We start from the raw sequence: 24,077 nt of genomic DNA, 5'->3' as shown, positions 1-24,077 counted from the left end.
GATAGAATTATGCACTTTTAAAGGGCTTGTTTATTTATGTAAACAAGCCCTTTTTCAGTATATACGTCTGCTTCCATATCTCTCATTTCCGTAACATCGATAACGTGCCGTAAACGTTTGCGCAATACTTTTACCCTATATTTGACTACATATTCCCCAAACATGAAGTATTTTCCTGTTTAGATCCCCATTCATAGTAATTCTGCTTGATCATTAAGTCAGAGATGTGTAAAAAGCACAGTCGAATAATTATCCACATTTTTATTGTTAATAAGTGGTTAATTCCAGGATGTTGTACATTAATTAGCACAGAGGTTATGGAAGTGTTAAATCAAAAGAATTTACTTACAAATATCGGCTTTCAAGTCGTTATTGCGATGATTGTCGGTACTGTTGTTGGTGCCATGATGGGACATGATGCCGCGGTATTTTCACCGCTTGGCGCTATTTTCATCAATTTAATTAAAATGCTTGTTATTCCTTTGGTCGCAGTTGCCCTAATTTCAGGTGCAGCAGGTCTTGGGAACAGCCAATCTGCTGGTAAAGTAGGTGTCACAACCTTACTCTACTTTGCTGTAACATCAGCACTAGCGGTAGCACTAGCATTGGTCATGGGTGCGATCTTCAAACCAGGACTTGGTATTGATGTCTCCGGAGTACAAGGAATGTTCTCATCGGAATACGCATCGAAAGGTGACTTACCTACTTTCTGGGAAACCATCATTGGTATGATCCCAACCAACGTTTTCCAGTCACTGAACGACGCAAACATTCTGCAAATTTTGGTTTTCTGCCTATTCTTCGGTATCGCGATTGCCAAACAAAGTGAAGAAAAGCGTACTCCAATCATCAAAGGCGTGAACACCATCGTTGATGCTATGGTTTGGATGATCAACAAAGTGATGATCATCGCTCCAATTGGTGTGTTTGGTCTTATGGCAGAAGCCGTTGGTACATTTGGTTTCTCCGCCCTTACTGTTGTTTTAAAACTGTTTGTTGTTTATGTTGCTGCAATTCTGATTTTTGGTTTCATCGTATACCCACTGATGATTCAACTGTTCACAAAGACTTCAGCGCGTAAATTCATTTCTGTAATGAAAAAACCTCAAGCTGTCGCACTTTCAACCGCCTCGTCTATGGCAACACTTCCCGTGACGATGGACGCATGTGAAAATGACCTTGGTGTACGTAACTCAACCGCATCGTTCGTACTTCCTTTAGGTGCGACGATTAACATGTCAGGTAACGCAATTTACTATGGCCTAGTAGCTATCTTCTTTGCGCAACTATTTAACATCGACCTAAGTATGGGCGCTTATGTTGCTATCATTATCACAGCGACTCTTGGCGCTGTTGGTCAAGCTGGTGTTCCGGGACCATCGTTCTTAGTGGTTGCAGTACTGCTTGCGGCAGGTATTCCAATTGAAGGTCTACCATTACTATTCGCTCTTGACCGTATCTTCGACATGATTCGTACCGCGCTAAACATCACTGGTGATGCTGCTTGTGCGTTAATCGTTGATTCTTTAATCGAAGAGACTGAAGAAGAAGCCGAGAAACAAACAGTGACTCAAGAATAATATTTCATTGTTGAGTACGAAAAAGGCTGCCAAATGGCAGCCTTTTTGTTTCTAAGTGCTACCTGCTATTTAGCTCGCCTGAGAAATCCGTTAGACTAGCGCCAGTTAAAAGAGTAGGAATAACAAAACTTATGAAGCAACTCATCGATTTCATACCACTAATTATTTTCTTTGCACTGTACAAACTCTACGATATTTATGTTGCCACCGGCGCCCTTATCGTTGCTTCCGCTATCCAAATCGTCGTCACTTACTTCCTCTACAAAAAAGTCGAAAAAGTTCAGCTAATTACTTTCGTTCTCGTCGCTGTATTCGGTGGCATGACTATTTTCTTGCATGATGACAACTTTATAAAATGGAAGGTAACCATTGTTTATCTTGTATTTGCTATCGGTTTAGCAGTTAGTCACATGATGGGTAAATCGGCAATCAAAGGAATGCTGGGTAAAGAGCTAGAACTGCCAGATGCAGTTTGGACCAAAGTAAACTGGGCTTGGGTTCTGTTTTTCGTTGTTTGTGCGATTATCAATGTGTATGTGGCGTTTCGCTTACCCCTAGATGTCTGGGTGAACTTTAAAGTATTTGGTCTATTAGTTGCCACGCTGGTCTACACCCTTCTTACGGGTATCTACATCTATAAACACATTCCGAAAGATACGGATAAATAATTTCTAACACCTTGCAAAACCTTTGATTCACAATCCTTGCTGAATCGATATAATGCATTTTTAGCCAAGAGCTAGTCACTCTTGGCTTTTTCTTGCCTAGTGCTTTTAATGAATGGATAACGTAAATCATGAGCTCAAAGACTGAAACACCAAAAGGACAACTTTTAACTCGCACCCTAGCAATGCCCGCAGACACCAATGCCAATGGTGATATTTTTGGTGGTTGGATTATGTCCCAGATTGACCTCTCAGGTGGTATTTTGGCCAAAGAGATCTCGGGTGGTAGAATCGTGACCGTCTCTGTTTCGAGTATTACGTTTAAAAAGCCAGTACGAGTTGGTGATGTGGTTTGTGTCTATGGCGAATGCGTCAGAATTGGTCGCTCTTCCATGTCTATCGATTTAGAAGTCTGGGTTAAACCGGTGAAAAAAGACGGTATCGGTGATCGATTCATGGTTTGTGATGCGACGTTTAACTACGTAGCCATCGATGCAGAGGGCAAACCTCGCGCGATCGAAAAATAAATTCGTAGGTCGATGAAATTAAAGGCTGAGTTCGCAGTCATATTAAGGTAAATTGTGGCCTAATTCATATGCATGACTAGCCCTATACTGTAAGTTATTCAGTCAGGTTATTTGTATATTTTTATCATCATCTCGTATAAGGATTTCGTCTATGTGGTATGTTATTTTTTCTCAGGACATCGAAAATTCACTAGAAAAACGTATGAGCGTGCGTCCAAAGCATCTGGAACGTCTTCAAACACTTAAGGATGAAGGCCGTCTGCTCACTGCAGGGCCAATGCCAGCGATAGATTCAGAGAATCCAGGGGAAGCCGGTTTTACGGGCTCTACCGTTATTGCTGATTTCAATTCTTTAGAAGAAGCGAAATCATGGGCTGATGCCGACCCGTATGTTGAAGCAGGAGTCTATGCCTCTGTTGTTGTTAAACCTTATAAACAAGTATTCTAATTATGTCTATTCAACGCCTTCTGGTCGTTCTATTTTCAATTTTTCTCTTTGCCTGTAGTTCAACGAGTAATGAAGAAAAGCAACTCGAACTCTTAGCGGCCAACCGCGCGAGTTTAATTCAGTCTGAACTTCCTTATGAAGTTGGCCCTCTTCATATCATGCGTGCAAGTGCGAGCAAAAGCATGATTGAAATCATGATGATTTATAACTCAGATGAGAGCGGTGCCAAGCCCATAAAACAGGTGCTAAATCAAAGCATTAAATTTTACTGCAATGATAAAACCACCCTGGCAAATCTTGATATTGGTATTGCCTATCGAATTAAGATGCGCAATCCACGCGGCCAGCTAATGGTCGATCAGATCATTACCAAGAAGACGTGTGAACCGGTTAAAAATCCGTCCTAATATTAACGGCCTCTGATGAGGCCGTTTTACTTTTTACGCTCTTTTTCAAGCAAGCACTGTTTACGCTCCAAACCCCAACGGTATCCACCCAGTCCCCCATCGCTGCGCAACACACGATGACAGGGCACAAGCACTCCGATACGGTTCTTGCCACAAGCGGTTCCCACCGCTCTGGTAGCATTTGGCTTGCCGATCTTTTCTGCCACATCAGCGTAGGTAACAACGTCCCCTTCTTTAATGCTTAAAAGAAACGCCCATACCGTTTTCTGGAAGACCGTTCCGCGAATATCCAGAGGTATATCGGGTCTTGGGCCGATACCTTTAAGATGGTGTTCTATCGCGTCTATCCATTGCGTCAGTAGCGGCGAATCAGACTGGGCGAGAGAGAGTATTAATTCAGCGTTGGGGAACTCTTGGTCAAGCAGAGCCACTAACTCAGATTCACTATCGCCAAATTGAAGACAACAGACACCAATATCCGTTGCGGCAATTAACATCAGCCCCAATGAACAAGGTTTAATTACATAGTGTATGACTTCCCCTTCCCCACCAACTTTGTAAGACTTGAGTGGCATACCTAGTGAACGAGACTCTTCACCGTAGATTCGGCTCACTGAACCAAATCCAGCCTCGAAAATAGCGTCTGTAACACTGTTGGATTCCTTAAGCGATTTTTTAAGTAAGTCCATACGCACTGCATCCTGATACGCTTTTGGCGATAAACCAAAGTGATTCTTAAAAACACGCTGCAAACGTGATGCTGACAGCCCAACCTGTTGCGCTAATTCTGCTAAGGTAATCTTCTCATCCGCATGCTCTTCAATATATCGCGCCAACCGCACCAGTGCTTCAGCCAGTGACGTATGTTGACCGAATTGTTCTTCACTCATGGCTTATTCCTAACCGTCGTTAACCCACAAATATCATCATAATTACGACATTGACGCTATCCGTTTTTTGCTAAGACGGAACGATTTCAATCGATACGATAAATTCAATAACAAGAATTGTGTAGATTTGCCTAAGTGTCTTATTCAATTTAATATGCATCTCATGGATTAAACTGATTAGCGTTTTTATCATTACTGACCAGATATAATGGACAATGTCGTTATTTAAGCTTTTCCGCAAAAAGATAAGTTAGCTTAATCAGAAACTTAGCGTTTTTATATCCATATTTTGTCTAAGATGTGATGTGGACATTGTCCAGTGAAAAGAGACTGTTATAGCGCAGGAGGTTTCTATGGCTAAACAAGAGTTTGAACCATTGTTCAAATCGGACAGTGATTGGCGTAATAATGCTTGTTTGAACTTTCATTCAGATATGTCACATGGCTATATCAATGGATATAAATTAGCTGCGGATTCGTTGGTGCTACAGGTAAATGATACGGGCAGAGACCAAGATTATTTGGTGTATCCGATAGTGTTTTTATATAGGCAGCATATAGAGTTACTTCTAAAAAATATTGTCAGCAATGGTCGACAACTTTTAGACCAAGAAGGCGGTTATCCAAAACACCATAAAATCGATGAGCTTTGGAAAACGGTCAAAGGGATTTTGCGTCAAGTTTTCGAATCTAACATTGATAAGAAGTTTGCCCGAGTCGAGCACTTTGTTAATGAATTAGCAAAAGCAGATCCTGATTCAATGAGTTTTAGGTATTCAACTGATCGAAGTGGCAAGGGGTCAACTGACGGGATCTTTTATATAAACCTCCGTCATCTTGGGGAAATGATCAATGACATTAGTGAAGAGTTAGATGGCGCTGATTCCGTAATAATGCACGACCTCGATGCTAGAACTAATATGCAATCATGGTGAGTAGCGCTATAACAAGTCGCTCAAGCGGACTGCCAACGCGTGGCATTTTTAGTTTCAGCCAGTTTTGTGGTTAAGGTGCAGTGCTTTGAGTAATCAAGGCGTTGGCAGCCACTTAGCTCAGCGTTAGGCATACAAGTCAGGTCGCAAGTGGATAATTCACGCATCAGGAAAAAATATCTCTGGTTAATGTGCGAAATAGACAAGAGAATAGAAGTATTAAAAGCATTGTGCGATGGTAAAGCAGATGTTGTATACCTGAAAGCAAAAATAGAAACAGAAGCGTTACAACTGAGAAAAATACTTGAATTAATTGCATACGCGTCTCTTATCGCACACAAAGAACAATATAAAGAAGTGCGAGCTGATATAGCAAAAGATTGGCATGCAAATCGAATTATTTCGAAAATAGAGGCTATAAATCCTAATTTCTATCCTATACCCGCACAAGGATATTTCAAAGGTAAGTGGCATGATCTTCGTTCTGGATATCTAACTAAAAAGCAATTTCGTGATGCTTATGACTCTTGTGGAGATATGCTTCATGCTCACAATCCATTTAGTAAAATCAATAAAAGTGCAATCGCTTTTGATAGAAAAGTTCCTGATTATATTGAGAGAATTGAGAAGCTAATAGAAGAACATCGGGTAATTTTGCCTGATGATTTAGGTATGATTCATGTGCAAACAAATTTTGGCTCTGATCAGGAATTAAAAATTTGGTTGTATGCACCAGTGGAGAAAAATGCCTAACAAGGCGTTTCAATTGACAAAATATGCAAGCATTTCAATTCTATTCGAGCAGAAGCTGAAACAAATATCAGATTAATATGATTAACTTTAAACTTTTAAGCATATCTACCGCATTAATCGCACTGACTTTATGTGCTGTGCTGCTACTAGTACCTGAGGTATTATTCTGGCTCTTTGGTGTCGAAGCATACAGTTCTGCACTCTTTATGGGAAGGAGAGCTGCAATGCTATTTCTTGGTTTGTCCGTGCTAAGTTGGTCTGTGAGAAGTTTTGGACACTCAGAATATAGGCAGTCCGTGTGTCTCTGCTTTTCAGTTTCAATGTTTGGTTTAGCAACGCTCGGGACTGTGGAATATTTTCGTGGTTTTGCTGGTGCAGGGATATTGCTAGCGATAGTTACAGAAACAATTTTAGCGGTACTTTATTTAAAAATCTGGATTAACGGTAGGCATTGCGCAAAAGCTTAGGCTATATAACGGCTGACAAAGGAAGTAGTGTTAAGAACCAAACGTATATCCACGCACAAAATTCGGATGTTTTTCTAAGCCATTAGCCGTTATGCTTTCCAAACCCTATTCGCCTGACCGTTCCCGAATGATAGATAACAACACAATAGAACTTGGAATCACCTTTCTCTCACAGCGAGATAACGATATTCAAAGCGCCGTGAAAATCGTTGGGGTTCCGGCTCCTAGAGTCAGTGACAAAGGCTTTGTTACCTTTGTCTCAACCATTATCAGTCAACAACTCTCAACCAAGGTTGCCAATACTATATTTAAGCGATTTGCGACGCTTGCGGGAGAAATAACCCCTGCGAGGATTTCCTCTCTATCTGAACAAGAGATGCGTGACGTCGGATTATCCAGACGAAAAATCGAATACATCCAGGGTTTAGCTCAAGAAGTTATCTCGGGACGTTTTGATATTGACGCATTGGAATCCATGACGAACGAAGACGCTATCGCCGCGATTACCAAACTGCGTGGTTTTGGTCGCTGGAGTGCTGAAATTTATTTGTTGTTTTCGTTGGGGAGACTCGATGTATTCCCCGCGGATGATTTGGGTATTTTACTCGGACTACAAAAACTGAAAGGTTTGGAAACGAAGCCAACACCAGCTAAAGCGCGTAAAATGATCGAGCACTGGTCGCCTTGGCAGAGTGTCGGCGCGCTGTTTCTCTGGCATTATTACCACTCACTCACGACTGAACTCAAAGATAAAAAATAATATCCCTATGAAGACTCGTCTTACATGCATCGCCCTACTCACTCTTTATGTATTATTGGTTCTTAGAACCTACTCTTATCAAGCGTATGTTGGCGGATTCTATGCTTGTTTTAGTCTTGTCACCTTCTTCGTTTTTGCTTGGGATAAATCAGCAGCTCGTAATCGCAGGTGGCGTATTGCAGAGAAAATCTTGTTGTTTCTCTCTCTAGCGGGAGGATGGCCAGGTGCTCTACTCGCACAAGTAAGCCTGAACCATAAAACGAAAAAACAGCCTTTTAAATCACTGCTTTGGCTAACAGTTGCGCTCAATGCTGCCATCTTATTTGCCTGCTCACAGCCTTATCTGCAAGATATTCAGGATCTCTTCTGATGGGAATGATATGTTATCTCTATAGGAAATGAGCTTACGACAAGGAAGTGGCAATGACAGCGCACAAAGTCTTTTGGGATGATCCCTATCTCACAGAGTTAACATCACGTGTAACCGGTGTTGATGGTAACAACATCACATTGTCCGATACAATTTTCTACGCAGAATCAGGCGGTCAAGAAAGCGATGCGGGGACAATTGGCAATATTGAAGTATTGAAAGCACAGAAAGACGGGCTCGATATTATCTACACACTTGCGTCTGCACCTGACTTTTCTGTCGGTGATGACGTAGTCACTCGCATTGATTGGCAACGACGTCACGCATTAATGAAACTGCATTTTGCAGCGGAAGTGATCTTGGAGCTGCTTACCCAACGTTACCCGAATATAGTCAAGATTGGTGCTCATATTTCTCAGGATAAAAGTCGTATTGATTTTGAATGGCCAGAAAGTATCAGTCCCCTATTGCCGAAATTAGAGGAAGAAGCACACAGCCTTATCCATGCGGATTCTCCAATTGAGTGTGACTTTTCCGATGAACAAGCCCAACGGCGTTATTGGAAAGTCGATTCGTTTGCGCAGGTACCTTGCGGTGGTACTCACCTCAAAAGAACATCGGAAGTGGGCAACATTCGACTAAAACGCAAAAATATTGGTAAGGGAAAAGAACGGGTAGAAATCAGTCTGAGTGAATAATGGAATAGTTGAGAAAAAGAGTCTTCCTAACGAAGACTCTCATCTCATGCTTGCACGTCTAATGGATGTCTTTACGCAAGTTTTTCGCTGCTGCCACCATGTTTTTTAGTGATGCACGAGTTTCATTCCACCCACGGGTTTTTAGTCCACAGTCCGGATTCACCCACAGTCTCTGATATGGAATCAGTTCACCCGCCTTAACCAATAAAGATGTAATCCACTCCTCACTCGGAATATTCGGAGAATGGATATCATACACACCCGGACCTATTTCATTCGGGTATTTAAACTCCTTAAATGCATCAAGTAGCGACATATTCGAGCGCGAGGTTTCAATTGTAATGACATCCGCATCCAAATCCGCGACCGACTCAATAATGTCATTAAATTCGCTATAACACATATGGGTATGGATCTGCGTCTCTGGCCATGCTGAAGCAGCGGAAAGTTTAAATGCCCTAACAGCCCAATCTAAATAGTGTTTATGCTCACTGTGTTTTATTGGCAGCCCTTCCCGTAGTGCGGGTTCATCTATCTGGATGATGCCTATGCCAGCCTTTTGTAAATCATCCACTTCATCTTTTATTGCCAGTGCGATTTGTGTCGCAACGGTTTCACGTGGTAAATCCTCTCGAGGGAATGTCCAACCTAAAATAGTTACCGGTCCGGTCAGCATTCCTTTCACTGGCTTAGTCGACAGAGACTGGGCATAGGTAATCCAATCAACCGTCACGGGAGCCGGTCTTGTTACATCTTCCACAACGATCGCAGGCTTAACACAACGTGATCCATAACTCTGTACCCAGCCAAACTGAGTGGTCTGGAAGCCGTCAAAATGTTCTGCAAAATACTCCACCATATCATTTCGTTCCGCTTCACCATGAACGAGCACATCGAGATCCAGAGCTTCTTGCTCTCTGATGGTCGTTTCGATCTCTTGTTTGATACGGGTTTTATAATCCACTTCTTCTATCCGCCCATGCTTAAAGGCACTGCGTATTTGACGAATTTCATTGGTCTGTGGGAAGGAACCTATCGTTGTTGTCGGTAAAATGGGTAATTGTAATGCGTCTTTTTGATACTCAGAACGCTCAGCGTATTCCAGACAACGTTGGCTATTTTTTCTGGTTAAGCCTGCAATTCGGTCAGCCACTTCCTGTTTATTTACGTTTATATTGCTGGCTCGTTGCTGAATGGGCAAGCTGTATTCAATACAGTGATTGTAGGCGTTTGGTTTACCATCAATAGCCTGAGCGAGAGACGAAACTTCATCTAATTTCTGATAAGCGAACGAAAACCATGAGTAAGTCTCTTCGCTCAACGAAGACTCAAGCGTTAGATCCACAGGACTATGCAATAATGAGCAAGACGAACCTAGCCAAAACTCTCGTTCAGGATAATCACGATAAACAGAACTTAGGTGATCGCACCATTTACTGAGATCGGCTTTCCACACGTTTCTACCGTTAATAACGCCCAGAGAAATCACCCACTGCTTGGGAAGTGTTTCCAGACATGGCTGCAGTTGGTTCGGCGCCGCGACTAAATCTAGATGTAGACCGTCAACAGCGAGGTCTTTGATGACATCGATAACGTGCTCAACCCCACTGAAATAAGTTGTTAGCAGCAGCTTAACGTTTCCTGATAATGTCTTATAGGTAGGTTTAAAAAGATCCAACCAACTTGGTTCTAATTCCAACCCAAGAATCGGTTCGTCAATTTGTAGCCATTCAACATTCAGTTCGGAGAGTCGCGCTAAGATGTCTTGGTACGCGTTCACTATTCTCGGAAGTAATTCTTTTCTGTCATAGGTACCATCAGTGGGATTACCCAAAAACAGATAACTAATGGGGCCCAAAAGAACAGGCTTAACACGATGACCAAGCGCCTGAGCTTCTTTTATCTCATCAAATAGCTGGGGCCATGACACCGAAAATTGATCGTCTTGGGAAAATTCAGGAACGATGAAATGATAGTTAGTATTAAACCACTTCGTCATATCGGACGCTGCGATGTTGGAACAATCACACTGTTTTTCTTTGCCGCGAGCAATTGCAAATAGGGTATCGATTGTAATTGACTGACTTCTATGACGCTTAGGAACGTGACCGAGTAACAACGAAGTATTCAACACGTGATCATACCAAGCGAAATCGCCAACCGTCACGTAGCTCAGGCCGCTTTCTTTCTGCTTTTGCCAATTCTTACGGCGTACAGCAGCACCGACCTCCTCAAGTTGTGTTTGACTCAGCTCGCGACGCCAATATTTTTCTAATGCAAATTTGAGCTCTCTTTGTTCACCAATTCGGGGAAAACCTAGGATATGCGTTGTTGTCATGGATTGTACCTCACTAATAAAGATGTCTGGACGTCTATATAGTGAGATTATTCCGTACCTTGGACAATGGATTTATATTCAACCAGTTTTCAAATTAAATTCATGTTACAGGGTAAAACATGAATTATTTTGAATTTATTGCAACAAAGAGGTTTACAATTTTCATAGAACTCCGTAACTTATTGCTATAACGTCAGTCTCAATATAAAAAATATTCATGTTAGAAATAAAACATTTAAAAACATTGATGTCTCTTAGAGATACCGGATCCTTGACCGCGACAGCAACTGCGCTGCATCTTACTCAGTCAGCTCTGTCGCATCAGATTAAAGATCTTGAATCACGTATAGGAAGCCAACTTTTCCTACGTAAAACTCGACCAGTGCGCTTTACTTCTGAAGGCGAAATTCTTCTTAAACTTGCCGATGACATACTCCCGAAAATGGCGAGAGCAGAAAATGACTTAGCCAGCCTTAAAGAAGATGTTAACGGACGTCTGCATATGGCGATTGACTGCCACTCATGCTTTCAGTGGTTAATGCCAGCACTTCGTGAATATCAGATTACCTGGCCAAGCGTAACTCTTGATTTTTCATCAGGCTTTGGTTTTGAACCCATTCCGGCATTACTCTCCGGAGAATTGGATCTGGTGATCACATCGGACATACTCCCTCGTTCTGAAGTACATTATGAGCCCTTGTTCGACTTTGAAATGTGTCTGATCACATCGTCAACTCATGCTTTGGCAGAAAAGGCCTTTATTCAACCTGAAGACTTAGCTGACCAAACCATGCTGTCCTATCCGGTGCAAAAGCAGCGCTTAGATGTTGTGAAACATTTTTTGCAGCCCGCAGGAATCGAGCCCATTAAGTGGAAGCAAGCTGATAATACGTTGATGCTCGTTCAAATGGTCTCGGCAGGACTCGGTGTAGCCGCTCTACCAAACTGGGCAATCAGTGAGTTTTCACGACAAGGACTTATCGTGAGTAAACCACTAGGTAAAGGTTTGTGGCGCAGACTGTTTGCGGCGGTACGCCATAGCGACAAAGATAAACGTTACTTACAGGCATTTTTTGCCACGGCGAGACAGCAAAGCAAAACGCATCTTGAAGGCATAAAAATGGTGTAAAAAAAAGCCAACTTACGTTGGCTTTTTTCATTATAAGACTTTAGCAAGAAATTGTTTCAGCCTTGGATGTTCCGGGTTATCGAAGACTCGAGCTGGCGCATCATCAACCAACAACGCCCCCTCTTCCATAAACAACACTCGGTCAGCAACTTCTTTCGCAAAGCCCATTTCATGGGTTACGATTACCATTGTCATCCCTTCTTTGGCGAGTCCTTTGATAACGTCAAGAACTTCACCCACCATTTCAGGGTCGAGTGCCGATGTCGGCTCATCGAACAACATCAAATCTGGCTGCATTGCCAAAGCTCGTGCTATCGCAACGCGCTGCTGCTGACCGCCAGATAAGTGTGAAGGATAGTTGTTCATCCTATCTGCAAGACCCACTCGCTTCATAAGCGCCTTGGCTTGCTCTTCCACTTCTTTCGCAGGACGTTTCGCCACTTTCAACGGGGCCAACATCACATTCTGCAAAGCTGTTTTGTGCGGAAATAGGTTAAAACTTTGGAACACCATACCCACGTTTTGGCGCAGTTGATTGATATTCGTTGATTTAGCATACATATCGACGCCATCAACGAATATTGTGCCTTCACTAATCTCTTCTAACTGGTTTATTGTCCGTAGAAAGGTCGATTTACCTGAACCGGAAGGTCCGATTATTGCGACTACTTCACCACGTTTAATCGTTGCAGAAACCGATTTTAGGGCGTGACAACCATTTGAGTAGAATTTATCGACTCCAGTTGCGACCACCATTTCGTCACCGTTATATCCTCTAGTCACTGGCTGATAACCTCTTCTCTAGTCGTTGAATTGCCCACGATAACGTGCCTGTTACCACTAAATATAATGCAGCAACAGTAAACCACACCTCAAAAGGTGCAAAGCTTCCACTTACTACTTCCCTTCCCGCTTTGGTTAAGTCAGTGATAGATATGACGGAAACCAGCGAGGAGTCTTTAATCAGGTTAATAAACTGGCCTGCCAATGGAGGAAGCGTTCTCTTAAATGCCTGCGGCAATACAACATATTGCATCGCTTGCGGGTAAGTCATACCTAGTGAGCGAGCCGCTTCCATTTGACCTGAGGCTACAGACTGAATCCCTGCACGGATAATCTCGACAACATAAGCACCCGTAAAGATTGAAAGCGCGACGACACCAGCCGTAAAGCGATCCAGGTCCAAAACCGTCCCAATGAAAAAGTAGACGATAAAAATCTGTACCAATAACGGTGTTCCACGAATAATTTCAACATACGTTAATGCTAAGTTTCTCGCCGTAATATTACTGGATACCCGCATCAAACCAAAAACGAGTCCCAAAATCACAGCAAAAAACAGAGAAATAAAGGAGATTTTAACGGTCACCCATAAGCCTTCGGCTATTGGACCAAACTTCCAATCATTAAGATAAGCGATCGTATCGCCTTCAAAAATTAAATCCCCGTCCCCTACGGCAAGCTTGTCGTATTTTTTTACGACCTGCTGAGAATCCTGATTATCAAATTGAATGGTTAACGTATGATCATTGACATTAGCAACACCATCCGCTTGAGCGCGGATATCCTGCATTTCAGTATTGATTACGTAAGGCCAAAGCCTCTCCCAGTGCCAATTGTAGTCAATTGTCTTACCTGAAAGATAAATGCCTCCAACCAACATCAGCATGATAATGGCATAGAGTCCATGTCCTATCAGGCGACCGGATTTAGATTTCATCACAAAATTACTCTTACTAAATAGAAAAAGTAGAGCAGACTTTCGTCTGCTCAACTGTTTTAAACCAATAGGTTCTTACTGAACTTGTTTAAGCCAGTTGTCTGACTCAAACCACTTATCGTACATACGATCATAGGTACCATCACCTTTAATCTGACGTAAGTAGTTGTTTAGGAAATTAAGGAAGTTAGGATCATCTTGTTTGATTGCCCAAGCAAGTGGTTCAAACGTGAATGGTTTGTCTAAATGAGCTAACTGCTCCTTATGCTGAGATGCATAAATAGCGTTGTATGGAAAATCGTACACGAACGCATCAGCTTTACCATTAGTTACTTGCAGAACTGCATCCACTTCAGTGTCGAATAGGTTCAGTTTTGCTTTTGGTAGGTAGCGCTGAGTTGCTTCTGCACCTGTCGTTCCAAGTTTAGTCGCTACAGTGTACTTAGGATCGTTCAGATCTTTATAGCTTTTCACTGTGCCTTCTAGTTTTGGCGACATAAGAATAGACTGACCGATAACAATATATGGGTCAGCAAAATTCACTTTTAAGTTACGCTCTGCGGTTACAGTCATACCCGCAATAATGATGTCACACTTGCCAGTTTGCAGAGCTGGAATGATACCGTCCCATGCTGTGTTTACTGGAACATATTTCACTCCCATTGAGCGAGCCATATGTTTGCCGAGATCGATATCAAAACCGACATAACGACCATCTTTTGTCTTCATTTCGAAAGGCATATAACCTGCGTCGAAACATACCTTCATTTCACCAGATTTGATGATGTTTTCTAATGTTGACTCGGCTGCAAAACTGTTAGCGCTTAAAAGAGTTGATCCGGCTAATACGACACCGGCTACAGCGGTCTTAATGAACTTTTTCATAACATTCCTTAGTTATATTCAATTTGTTGATATTCAACAATTCTCGTTCCGTTAATGCAATGTTGTGCTATTTTTATTATGGTGACCCAATTTATATAGTGATATTGAGCCAAAATCTATAGATAAGTGATGTTTTAGTGACTGCGTCTCGAATATTCGCCTAAAAAGCAATCATTAACGGTCACATTCTAAGCTAAGACCCTTTGTAACTCATTAATCAAGTCATCACTGTTCTCTAAGCCAATCGACAATCGAAACAGACCTTCCCCGGCGAATTCCAGGTACTCTTCTTTTTGCTGCTGAGAAAAATCATATGACGTCTTGACTAAATCTTCACTATTTAAGTACACAACTAAGCTTCTTTGATGACCGAGAGAGAATGCATGAAGGAACAGTTTTGCTTCGCGCATAAACCGTTTCAGTGTACGACTGGGATGGGTTACCTGAAAAGAAATTACCCCACCGAAGCCGTTCATCTGTCTCTGAGCAAGTTGGTTCTGCGGGTGAGATTCTAACCCCGGATAGTTAACCTTTATAACATTAGGGTGACTTTCAAGCCACTGCGCGATGTTTAGCGATGATTCACATATCCAACGCATCCGCGCAAATAACGTATCAATTCCACGCATAATTAACCAAGCACTTTGTGCTGTCATCGTCGCCCCCAAGTAAACTCCAGCGTGGGCGCGAATTTTACTGACCAGATATTTGCTCCCGCTAACACTGCCCCCTAGAACATCACCATGACCATTGATGAATTTTGTCAAAGAATGGATAACCAAATCAGCACCGTATATAGACGGTTTTGTGACAACCGGAGTTGCAAACGTGGAATCAACGCATAACAGACAATCATGTTCATGACAGATATCAGCAATCGCTTTTAAGTCAGTCAGTCTCAGCAAAGGATTGCAAGGAGTTTCGGCATAGACAAGACGCGTATTAGATTGAATGGTATCGCGAAGTGTTTGACTGTCCGTCAAATTAACAATTGATACCTCGACTCCATAGCGAGGTAATATTTCACGAATAAACTCGCTGACCGCCGCATAACAGACATCACTGACAATCAGATGATCGCCACAATGAAGTAGTGATAGTAATGTACCTGAAATAGCAGCCATTCCAGACGCCGTAACAAATGTCTCTTCTATCGCCTCTAACTCGCTTAAGCGTTTTTCAAGCTGACGCACCGTTGGATTACTCCAACCAGCATAAACGTACGGTGACTCAATGAGATCAGTCATTCCTTTTGCTGAAAAGTTACCTGAGTCCGGGTCATAGATATTATTTACCGACATCGAAATATCAGGAGCAATCGCACCAAAGCCATTAGTTAATTCAAAGTTAGCGCCTAATGCTTTCGTTTCTGGATGTAATAGGATGTCATTCACCGAGTCAGAGTCCAATTAATCAATTTCAGAAACCAGTATCGCTAATCTCGATGCATTTGAACGGCATTTTAGCCCACAAAAAAGAAGATTTTCTGCATTGAAGACTGCATAATGCCCATAAAACACCACTTCAGTGCAGAGAAATATTGTGCTTGATGAGTTCGATAAAAAGATCCTAAAAATCATTCAGAAGAATTGCCGCGTTCCAACCGAGTTGATTGCAGAGAAAGTTGGGCTTTCCGCTTCCGCAATACAAAGGCGCATAAAAAAGCTTAAAGCAGATAACATTATAAAAAGTGAAGTGGCAATACTGAGCAATAGCACCCTACCGCAATTGATTACCTTTATTGCGGGAATCGAAATAGACAGAGACAATTACGTCGCGTTACGCCAGTTAAATCAGTGGGCTGAAGAACGAATTGAAGTACAGCAGAGCTTTTATGTCACGGGTGACAATGATTTGGTTATGATCATTAATGCCACCAGTACAAAGCACTATGACCAACTAATTGAGCTTATGATGTCGAACCATCCTAATATTAAGAGAGTTAATACTCAGGTTGTACTCGATGCTCCCAAACAATCACTCGAGCTTCCCTTATAAAAAAACAGCTACACAAACTGTGTAGCTGCTCTGATACGAATTCAATTAGGAAGCCTTAAATTGATTTGTTAGTGGGTCATACGTATACCCAACACTTGAGAGTTTCTCTCTTACATTTTGCACATCAATTTCATAAGTAGAGACTAAATCTTCCAGACTCCCACATTCCAGCCTCAATTTTTCGTTAATGATGCCAAGTAAAATATGACTGTCTAAACGACTGACGTTACTCAAATCCATAATCGGGCTCCTTCTGATGACCACGATTTTAGCTTAGTCACTTTTACTCATATTGCATGTTCAAAAATGAGAAATGTTAACTTGCTCAGATAACATGGAAATAGACCTGATGAAAACTCACGATAGAGACGAGCATCAGAATACTGGCAACTGAAATCTGCACTTTACTAATAGAGCGGGTCACTATGAGATGCCATGCCCAGATGACAACAGCTGTTACTAGGAGCGCGAAGTTAATAAGAATCACATGAAGCAGTTCATTCAGTGTCACCGGATCCAAGGATGATGCAAACGGAACCAATACTAAAGCTATCGCCATCGCAGCAAAAATTCCGCTAACCGGTAAGATTTTATGGAACGCCTGTAAACGAGTTCTGGCCATCGTTAACATCCAATGAGCTCCAATCAAACCAAGAATAAATGCTTCAATTAAAACTAATACGCCCGCAACCCAAGTCGGTGCCATAAACATCTGATAGATAACAACCAACACCGAGAATACATTGGCTATATACAGTGCATAAAGCGGTCCCTCTTCGCGAGTTTTACCCGTTTGGACTTTCGTCATAAAGAAACCGATAAAAACGACGTTAAGGAGCACAAAAGGCAATTTGAATGACGCAAGAACCCACAGTATAAGAATAAGGGGGAGTATTTTATGAATACGACCACGCTGCCCCGGACAAATCTGTCCCTTTTTAAGCACAGTAGATAACAACAGCAACGCGCCAGTCGCCAAAGGAGGTATTACAGCAAGTATTGAATCAAACATAGACATTGAATCACATTAAGTTTTTCTTAATTTTATCAAAAGTCTCCCCCTATGGTCTCTATTATTTTTCACATACCTTATCCACTCACTAGAGAGGCTCCACCATAATGGCATTGATAAATGCATAGCGACTTGACGACTCTTCATCACACATAAAGTAGACATCGAACTTACCCTCACTATTGGCATAAGCAGTGAGTGTCTTCATATGAGGTGTAGGATTATCAACTGAGGCATCAATTCTTACGTGTGATTTCCCATGATCAACAGAATACCGACCAATTTTATCCGCTCCTGGAGAATTTCGGTAAGCAGATATAGTCACCAAAATCTGCTGTTGTGGCTTAAAACCACTGAATGAAGAGTGTTTTACGTATTCTTTGGACTGGGTGTAGGTATATTGACGCTTACAAGCATCATGGGTCACCGATACCGTAATATCACCACTTTCAAGAGCGCCTTTATTACTCCCGTAGCGAATTTGATTCGATTCGAAGAACGTTTGCATGTTAATAGAACTTGGCTCGTATCCCTCTAATGGTGAGAGATTTATTGAATCCCTATCTCCGGTCGAATACACCTGATGCGCGCCTAAGATAAACTCAGAATCCCCGGTTGAATGAGGTTGTACACAAAAATGAACTAATGCTTTGACGGGTAATACTGGAGCAAGCTGTGTCGGATTATCAATTCGGGCTTCGCGAAGAGGTGACTCATTGCGAATACGTCGAACGATATTGTTTATATACCAGCGGCGAATCACGGTGTAGTTGGGACTATGTGTTCCATCTGAATTTAGAATATGAAAATTACGATTGCGATAGAAATCGTACCAATCCATATAAGGCTTATCGTCTAGCCAATTACACGGCGACATCTCTTTGGCAAGTGGATAAATGATATGTTCATTGAAGGGTTTGGAACCGATATCTTCATTCATAATGGCATCACCATTATCATAAGCACGAAAAGAGGTGTTTACCAATAACGGAATATTCCCATTTGACCATATAGAATGAATAAGCGTCTTCATCGCTGTGTATAACGCTTCTTTAGTCTTCTCACGCATTTTCGACCATGGTCGAAAATCGGAAACATCATTACCTAGCGTGTGTATAACCACTAATGCTCTCACTCCAGCATATTTGGATTTATGCTTTTCCCACGCAGCCAAAGTCGCTTCAACACCTCGCCCACCTTCAGCCTCATCAATTACCTTAACGGATAGCCCCTGTCGTTTGAATTCTTGAGCAATACAGTCCTCCATTCGATTCACTATGCCATCGGTTATCGATGCCCCAAGGCAGATAATGTGCGATATATCGGAGATCGGGCATAACCGACTACCAAAATCAGTTGTGGTTTGCTGTGTTGCCATCGCAATCTTGTCTCCACTTTAAAAATAAGTCACCAAATTAAGGCCTTTGCTTACGTTTGTAATTAGATTTTTGGGAGTTTTTTGAAAAATACTTGTAAAAAAAGACGATAATTATCAAAGAAGACAACACGACAGAACGACTTTAACATTCCCTCAAATTTATCATGGATATGTTGAGCTAGATACTCAAATCACTTGTCGCTATAATGCCCGCCTCGCAACGAAGAGGTTAAAATATGAACAACGATACCACTCCAATTTTCCAATACAAAAAATACTGGGCGGAGTGTTTTGGTCCGGCACCTTTTCTGCCGACCAGTAGAAAAGAAATGGAGCAACTTGGTTGGGATAGCTGTGACGTCATCATCGTAACCGGTGACGCCTATGTTGATCATCCTAGCTTTGGTATGGCGATTATTGGTCGCTTGCTGGAAGCTCAAGGTTTCCGTGTTGGTATCATTGCTCAGCCTCGTTGGGATAATAAAGACGATTTTATGGCTTTAGGTAAGCCTAATCTTTTCTTTGGTATCACTGCGGGTAACATGGACTCAATGATTAACCGCTACACTGCGGACAAAAAATTGCGCCATGATGATGCGTATACACCTAACAATGAAGGTGGTAAACGCCCAGACCGCGCCACTCTCGTTTACTCTCAGCGTTGTAAAGAAGCTTATAAAGATGTTCCTATCGTACTTGGTGGTATCGAAGCGAGTTTAAGACGCGTTGCCCACTACGATTATTGGTCTGATAAAATCCGTCGCTCCATTTTATTTGATGCTAAAGCCGATATCCTTCTTTTTGGTAACGCTGAACGTGCACTGGTTGAAGTCGCACACCAGATTGCTAATGGTGCTTCTATGGCCGATCTTGCGTTTGTCAGAGGCACGGCCGTCAATTTATCGACAGTGCCAGAAAACTATCGGATTATTGACTCCTCTCGTATTGAAAAGCCGGGAAAACCATTCGTACCAAGCAATCCTTACGAAGTTGAAACTCAATGTGAAACGTCTCAAAAAGAGGAAGCAGTAGCTCAACCAATTACGATTCGCCCATCAAAGCACGATGCAGAAACAACCGCCGTTCGTATTCCATCTTTCGAAAAGCTTCGTAACGATAGAGTATTATACGCTCACGCAAGTCGAATTCTTCATTTGGAAACCAATCCATATTCAGGACGTGCACTGGTGCAATCGCATGGTGACCGAGAGTTATGGGTAAACAGAGCCCCTATCCCACTCACAACTGAAGAGATGGATTATGTTTTTGACTTACCTTACGCGAGGGTTCCGCACCCAATGTATGGCAAAGCAAAGATTCCTGCTTATGACATGATAAAAACGTCGGTTAATATCATGCGTGGTTGTTTTGGTGGATGCTCATTCTGTTCGATTACTGAGCATGAAGGTCGTATTATTCAAAACCGTTCAAAAGAATCGATCATCGGTGAAATAAAACAGATTCGCGACAAAGTACCCGGATTTACCGGTACCATTTCAGACTTGGGTGGGCCCACAGCTAACATGTATCGTCTCGGCTGTTCCGATCCAAGAGCAGAAGCCAACTGTCGTCGTCCTTCATGCGTGTTCCCTGGCATTTGCCACAAGCTCAATACCGATCACAAACACACCATCGATCTTTATCGTGAAGCGCGTAAGGTTGAAGGCGTGAAGAAAATTCTCATTGCATCAGGTGTTCGTTATGATCTGGCAATTGAATCTCCTGAATATGTTAAAGAGTTGGTGACTCATCACGTGGGCGGATATTTGAAGATTGCGCCTGAGCATACGGAAAAGGGTCCACTAGACCTGATGATGAAGCCAGGAATGGGAACGTATGATCGCTTTAAAGAAATGTTCGAAAAATACAGTGCTGAAGCAGGTAAAAAACAGTATCTGATTCCTTATTTCATTTCTGCTCACCCAGGAACAGAAGATGAAGACATGCTCAATTTGGCTCTGTGGCTTAAAAGTAATAATTTTGAGTGTGATCAGGTACAAAACTTCTATCCCTCACCGATGTGTAATGCGACTGCAATGTATCACTCAGAGACAAACCCTCTGAAACGAGTGAAATACAAGAAGAGAGAAGAAGTACCGGTAGCAAAAGGTGAAAAACAGCGCCGCTTACATAAAGCCTTACTACGCTATCATGACCCTGCTAACTGGCCTATGATCCGTACTGCTTTAAAAGAGATGGGTAAAGCGTATTTAATTGGCGATAAACCAAGCTGTTTGGTGCCTGCCGAAGATTCAGAAAAACAAACACCATCACAGCGCAGAAAGTCAGGCCGTCATGGCTCAAACCGTTTTGCGACAAAACATACTAAGTCGCAGCCAGGTTTTAAACCTCTTAACGGTGGCAATAGCAACAAGAGCCAAAACAACAATAACGGTGGTTCAGGTAACAAACAAACTAACAATCGCAGTGGTTCAAACAGTAAACCTCGCCAGAAACAAACTGCAAGGCAGAGATAGAGAAACAAAAACAGCGCCATTAGGCGCTGTTTTGTTATCTGTTAGACTGAAAAAATTACGCGTACTGCTCTTCAAACTCTTTCATAAATGCACATAACGCTTCAACCCCTTCAAGAGTCATTGCGTTATAAATCGAAGCACGCATACCGCCTACTGCACGGTGACCTTTAAGAGCAACAAGACCTTTCTCTTTAGCTAATTCAAGGAATTTTGCATCAAGTTCAGGTTTAGCTAGCTGGAACGGGATATTCATACGAGAACGGTTATTCGGATGAATCGTGTTGCGATAAAAATCTGACTCATCAATGCAGCTATACAATGTTTCTGCTTTCTTCGCGTTGATTTCTTCCATTGCTTTCACACCGCCAATTTCTTTTAGCCACTTGAAAACAAGACCAGAAAGATACCAAGCAAACGTTGGTGGCGTATTGAACATAGAATCTTTTTCAGCCAATACTTTATAGTTCAGTATCGTTGGTAACTCATTACGTGCAAAATCAAGAAGATCGTCACGTACGATAGCAATACAGATACCGGCAGGACCGATATTCTTCTGTGCACCCGCGTAGATCACACCATATTTGCTCACGTCAATTTGACGAGACAAAATATTAGATGACATGTCAGCTACGATTGGTTTGTCTGTCTGCGGTAAATCAAATATCTCGATACCATCGATAGTTTCATTTGGGCAAAAGTGAACGAATGCAGCTTCAGAATCAAACTTCCATTCGCTAGCTGGAAGGATCGCAGTCTTGCCATCAATAGTTGTTTTTACATCACAAACGTCAATTTCACAGTATTTTCCTGCTTCATCAATCGCACTTTCCGCCCAATAACCACCATCGACATACGTTGCTTTTTTCGAGTCACCCAGAAGATTCAATGGAACAGCTGCGAATTGAGCGCGAGCACCGCCTTGGCAAAATAGAACTTTGTAGTTATCTGGAATAGATAAGAGGTCACGCAAATCCTGCTCTGCTTCTTCTGCCACTTTCATAAATTCTTTACTACGGTGACTGATTTCCATAACTGACGTGCCTAGTCCATTCCAGTTAATGAATTCTGCCTGTGCCTTTTCCATAACAGCTTTAGGAAGTGCTGCCGGACCAGCACTGAAATTAAATACGGTGTCAGTTGTTGACTCCATGGGTAACTCGCTCCTGCTTTACAAATGAAAGGTGATTAATATCACTAATTATCCGATAAAAAAAGTGAAGGAAAAAAATATCTTATTCTTTTCCGTTCACATCCCTTATTTATTGAACCAATAAGGGGAAAAGAAGACTGATTATAGGCGTCTTCTGTCCATTAGGAAATAGGACATTACCGTCTTTTATATCGGCTTTTATTTGATAGGAGTTACCCGTGTCTGTCGCCATTTCCATAACCACTAGTTCATCAAGGGCAGACTGTAAATTAGGAAAATCTTTTGCCAGTGCTTTATCAACGGATGATGCTGCATTCCCTTCTAGTGATGTAATGACCTTAGCGAGATCAGCAGGCTCTTGGCTATCATTTGCCGGAACCGACAATTTCACTTCATTGGACATTTTTCCATCCTTATAGCTCAAGCCAAGCTTATTCACATTGACGTATAAACCTTTTGCAACCAAATCGTTTATGGTTGCGACCATTTTCTGCTTGAGTAACACGGAATCATCGTGTGTTTTCGCTGACGCTTGTTCAGATAAAGCAGCCAACTGATCAAGTAAGGTTGCGTCTAGGCCCCCTATCTCAACATCAATTTCGCCATTTATTATTTCGCCTGACTGCGTGGTGATATCGCCCACTTTTAACTCGTGGTGACTATTATAGTGAGTCATTTCAGAATCAATGTTGGAGGACATAGAGAACGATATATCGTGTGACTGTATCACGTTCGGTTGTGCAGAAGTCGAATAGATCAAGCTATCAAGGCCCAGCGTACCTTTGCCTATCCAAAAATGATTTAACTGTTTACCATCGCCGACAAGCGTGAGATTGTTGAAATTGATGTTTTCACCATTCTTGGAGATCAATTGCAAACTTGGCACATCCACATCGTAATTAACCTCTCCCAGGACAGTGATTGTTGTTTTGACCGTTGATGGGGAAATCGTCACATCCCATGGAGACTGCGTACCTTTGTAAACAATGCTATCGAGTGTGGAAACCAGCTCCGTATTGCCATTCAACTGAGTATCACTAACAATTTTTAGAGGTAACGCCGTTTTATTCTCGGGCTCCGTTACGCCTGAAATAGACCATAGTCCATGAGACAAATGAGAGTTGAAAATATAGTCAGTCGGTAACTTTTCAGTTTCAAGAGAACTTTTAATTGTAGGGTTCGTGATGGTCACTTTAAACTGAGCATCTGAAGAGAAATAACCCCTATCATATTTGAGTAATGTAATATCTATTGAGCTGTTGTGAACATGTGACAAATTATCTTCTGCGACACGTTGACCAATCTGACCAATAACCAATGGCCAACAGGCAATCAAACATACTGCACCCGCAGCAGCAAACCCTTTTTTTAATTTGTTCATAATACCCACTGTAATAAATTAGTGTTTAGTCACGAGCTTAGCTAAAAGTGATGACTATTATAAAACCCAGCTCCCAAACCATTTTGTTAAAAAAGCGTAAACTATTATTAAA

At 42.0% G+C, this 24,077-nt stretch carries 25 protein-coding genes; 14 read left to right on the top strand and 11 right to left on the bottom strand.

Features of this window, described 5'->3' with window-relative positions; translation table 11 throughout:
- Positions 1 to 317 precede the first annotated feature (317 nt).
- The 5 genes from EES38_RS08975 (at position 318) to EES38_RS08955 (ending at position 3,627) form a co-directional block, all read left to right on the top strand.
- On the top strand, positions 318 to 1,580 hold the full coding sequence (locus EES38_RS08975) for a dicarboxylate/amino acid:cation symporter (protein WP_124936840.1): 1,263 nt from the start codon (positions 318 to 320) through the stop codon (positions 1,578 to 1,580).
- A 131-nt stretch (positions 1,581 to 1,711) separates the two neighbouring features.
- Positions 1,712 to 2,248 (top strand): septation protein A, encoded by a 537-nt coding sequence (locus EES38_RS08970; RefSeq protein WP_124936839.1) that lies wholly within the window; start codon positions 1,712 to 1,714, stop codon positions 2,246 to 2,248.
- A gap of 128 nt (positions 2,249 to 2,376) precedes the next feature.
- Positions 2,377 to 2,772, top strand: a complete 396-nt coding sequence (yciA, locus tag EES38_RS08965) for an acyl-CoA thioester hydrolase YciA (RefSeq protein WP_124936838.1) — start codon at positions 2,377 to 2,379, stop codon at positions 2,770 to 2,772.
- Between the two features lie 151 nt (positions 2,773 to 2,923).
- On the top strand, positions 2,924 to 3,220 hold the full coding sequence (locus EES38_RS08960) for a YciI family protein (RefSeq protein ID WP_124936837.1): 297 nt from the start codon (positions 2,924 to 2,926) through the stop codon (positions 3,218 to 3,220).
- A gap of 2 nt (positions 3,221 to 3,222) precedes the next feature.
- Positions 3,223 to 3,627 (top strand): GspS/AspS pilotin family protein, encoded by a 405-nt coding sequence (locus EES38_RS08955; protein WP_124936836.1) that lies wholly within the window; start codon positions 3,223 to 3,225, stop codon positions 3,625 to 3,627.
- A gap of 26 nt (positions 3,628 to 3,653) precedes the next feature.
- Here EES38_RS08955 and EES38_RS08950 read toward each other — a convergent pair whose 3' ends face one another.
- Positions 3,654 to 4,517, bottom strand: a complete 864-nt coding sequence (locus tag EES38_RS08950) for a bifunctional transcriptional activator/DNA repair enzyme AdaA (protein WP_124936835.1) — start codon at positions 4,515 to 4,517, stop codon at positions 3,654 to 3,656.
- Between the two features lie 353 nt (positions 4,518 to 4,870).
- Between EES38_RS08950 and EES38_RS08945 the strand changes: the two genes are divergently transcribed.
- From EES38_RS08945 to EES38_RS08920, 6 genes are all read left to right on the top strand, one after another.
- Positions 4,871 to 5,452, top strand: a complete 582-nt coding sequence (locus EES38_RS08945) for a hypothetical protein (RefSeq protein ID WP_124936834.1) — start codon at positions 4,871 to 4,873, stop codon at positions 5,450 to 5,452.
- A gap of 147 nt (positions 5,453 to 5,599) precedes the next feature.
- Positions 5,600 to 6,202 carry a hypothetical protein gene (locus EES38_RS08940; protein ID WP_124936833.1) on the top strand — a complete coding sequence of 201 codons (603 nt, stop codon included), beginning with the start codon at positions 5,600 to 5,602 and terminating at the stop codon, positions 6,200 to 6,202.
- 77 nt (positions 6,203 to 6,279) lie between these two features.
- Positions 6,280 to 6,669: a hypothetical protein gene (locus EES38_RS08935; protein WP_124936832.1), complete on the top strand. Its 390-nt coding sequence runs from the start codon at positions 6,280 to 6,282 to the stop codon at positions 6,667 to 6,669.
- Positions 6,670 to 6,796: 127 nt separating this feature from the next.
- Positions 6,797 to 7,429, top strand: coding sequence for a DNA-3-methyladenine glycosylase family protein (locus tag EES38_RS08930; RefSeq protein ID WP_243694174.1), 633 nt, complete (start codon positions 6,797 to 6,799; stop codon positions 7,427 to 7,429).
- A 7-nt stretch (positions 7,430 to 7,436) separates the two neighbouring features.
- Entirely contained in the window at positions 7,437 to 7,799 is a 363-nt protein-coding gene (locus tag EES38_RS08925; protein ID WP_124936831.1) for a DUF1294 domain-containing protein, read from the top strand.
- Positions 7,800 to 7,852: 53 nt separating this feature from the next.
- A complete protein-coding gene (locus EES38_RS08920) occupies positions 7,853 to 8,497 on the top strand; it encodes an alanine--tRNA ligase-related protein (RefSeq protein WP_124936830.1) in 645 nt (214 codons plus the stop codon).
- A 58-nt stretch (positions 8,498 to 8,555) separates the two neighbouring features.
- Here EES38_RS08920 and metE read toward each other — a convergent pair whose 3' ends face one another.
- Positions 8,556 to 10,835: a 5-methyltetrahydropteroyltriglutamate--homocysteine S-methyltransferase gene (metE, locus tag EES38_RS08915; protein ID WP_124936829.1), complete on the bottom strand. Its 2,280-nt coding sequence runs from the start codon at positions 10,833 to 10,835 to the stop codon at positions 8,556 to 8,558.
- Between the two features lie 217 nt (positions 10,836 to 11,052).
- Between metE and metR the strand changes: the two genes are divergently transcribed.
- Positions 11,053 to 11,964: an HTH-type transcriptional regulator MetR gene (gene metR, locus EES38_RS08910; protein ID WP_124936828.1), complete on the top strand. Its 912-nt coding sequence runs from the start codon at positions 11,053 to 11,055 to the stop codon at positions 11,962 to 11,964.
- Positions 11,965 to 11,994: 30 nt separating this feature from the next.
- Here the strand turns inward: metR and EES38_RS08905 are convergent, their stop codons facing one another.
- From EES38_RS08905 to EES38_RS08890, 4 genes are all read right to left on the bottom strand, one after another.
- A complete protein-coding gene (locus EES38_RS08905; protein WP_124937194.1) occupies positions 11,995 to 12,720 on the bottom strand; it encodes an amino acid ABC transporter ATP-binding protein in 726 nt (241 codons plus the stop codon).
- Positions 12,721 to 12,739: 19 nt separating this feature from the next.
- Entirely contained in the window at positions 12,740 to 13,684 is a 945-nt protein-coding gene (locus EES38_RS08900; RefSeq protein ID WP_124937193.1) for an amino acid ABC transporter permease, read from the bottom strand.
- A 75-nt stretch (positions 13,685 to 13,759) separates the two neighbouring features.
- Positions 13,760 to 14,569 carry a transporter substrate-binding domain-containing protein gene (locus EES38_RS08895; protein ID WP_124936827.1) on the bottom strand — a complete coding sequence of 270 codons (810 nt, stop codon included), beginning with the start codon at positions 14,567 to 14,569 and terminating at the stop codon, positions 13,760 to 13,762.
- Positions 14,570 to 14,757: 188 nt separating this feature from the next.
- On the bottom strand, positions 14,758 to 15,963 hold the full coding sequence (locus EES38_RS08890) for a trans-sulfuration enzyme family protein (RefSeq protein ID WP_243694173.1): 1,206 nt from the start codon (positions 15,961 to 15,963) through the stop codon (positions 14,758 to 14,760).
- Positions 15,964 to 16,111: 148 nt separating this feature from the next.
- On the opposite strand from EES38_RS08890, the gene EES38_RS08885 reads away from it, so the two are divergent.
- Entirely contained in the window at positions 16,112 to 16,567 is a 456-nt protein-coding gene (locus tag EES38_RS08885) for an Lrp/AsnC family transcriptional regulator (protein WP_243694172.1), read from the top strand.
- A 45-nt stretch (positions 16,568 to 16,612) separates the two neighbouring features.
- On the opposite strand, the gene EES38_RS08880 is transcribed toward EES38_RS08885, so the two are convergent.
- The 3 genes from EES38_RS08880 to EES38_RS08870 form a co-directional block, all read right to left on the bottom strand.
- Entirely contained in the window at positions 16,613 to 16,807 is a 195-nt protein-coding gene (locus EES38_RS08880; RefSeq protein ID WP_124936826.1) for a DUF4250 domain-containing protein, read from the bottom strand.
- An 85-nt stretch (positions 16,808 to 16,892) separates the two neighbouring features.
- Positions 16,893 to 17,585 carry an HI_1241 family integral membrane domain gene (locus EES38_RS08875; RefSeq protein WP_124936825.1) on the bottom strand — a complete coding sequence of 231 codons (693 nt, stop codon included), beginning with the start codon at positions 17,583 to 17,585 and terminating at the stop codon, positions 16,893 to 16,895.
- Positions 17,586 to 17,667: 82 nt separating this feature from the next.
- A complete protein-coding gene (locus EES38_RS08870) occupies positions 17,668 to 18,957 on the bottom strand; it encodes an SGNH/GDSL hydrolase family protein (RefSeq protein WP_124936824.1) in 1,290 nt (429 codons plus the stop codon).
- Positions 18,958 to 19,193: 236 nt separating this feature from the next.
- Between EES38_RS08870 and EES38_RS08865 the strand changes: the two genes are divergently transcribed.
- The gene (locus tag EES38_RS08865) at positions 19,194 to 21,434 is read left to right on the top strand and encodes a YgiQ family radical SAM protein (RefSeq protein WP_124936823.1); all 2,241 of its coding nucleotides are present in this window, start codon (positions 19,194 to 19,196) and stop codon (positions 21,432 to 21,434) included.
- 55 nt (positions 21,435 to 21,489) lie between these two features.
- Here the strand turns inward: EES38_RS08865 and serC are convergent, their stop codons facing one another.
- Positions 21,490 to 22,584, bottom strand: coding sequence for a 3-phosphoserine/phosphohydroxythreonine transaminase (serC, locus tag EES38_RS08860; protein ID WP_124936822.1), 1,095 nt, complete (start codon positions 22,582 to 22,584; stop codon positions 21,490 to 21,492).
- A 109-nt stretch (positions 22,585 to 22,693) separates the two neighbouring features.
- On the bottom strand, positions 22,694 to 23,965 hold the full coding sequence (locus EES38_RS08855) for a DUF945 family protein (RefSeq protein ID WP_124936821.1): 1,272 nt from the start codon (positions 23,963 to 23,965) through the stop codon (positions 22,694 to 22,696).
- Between the last annotated feature and the right edge of the window lie 112 nt (positions 23,966 to 24,077).

Source organism: Vibrio viridaestus (genome assembly GCF_003856525.1).
Taxonomy (GTDB): Bacteria; Pseudomonadota; Gammaproteobacteria; order Enterobacterales; family Vibrionaceae; genus Vibrio; species Vibrio viridaestus.
This window is presented reverse-complemented; position numbering and strand designations above follow the sequence as displayed.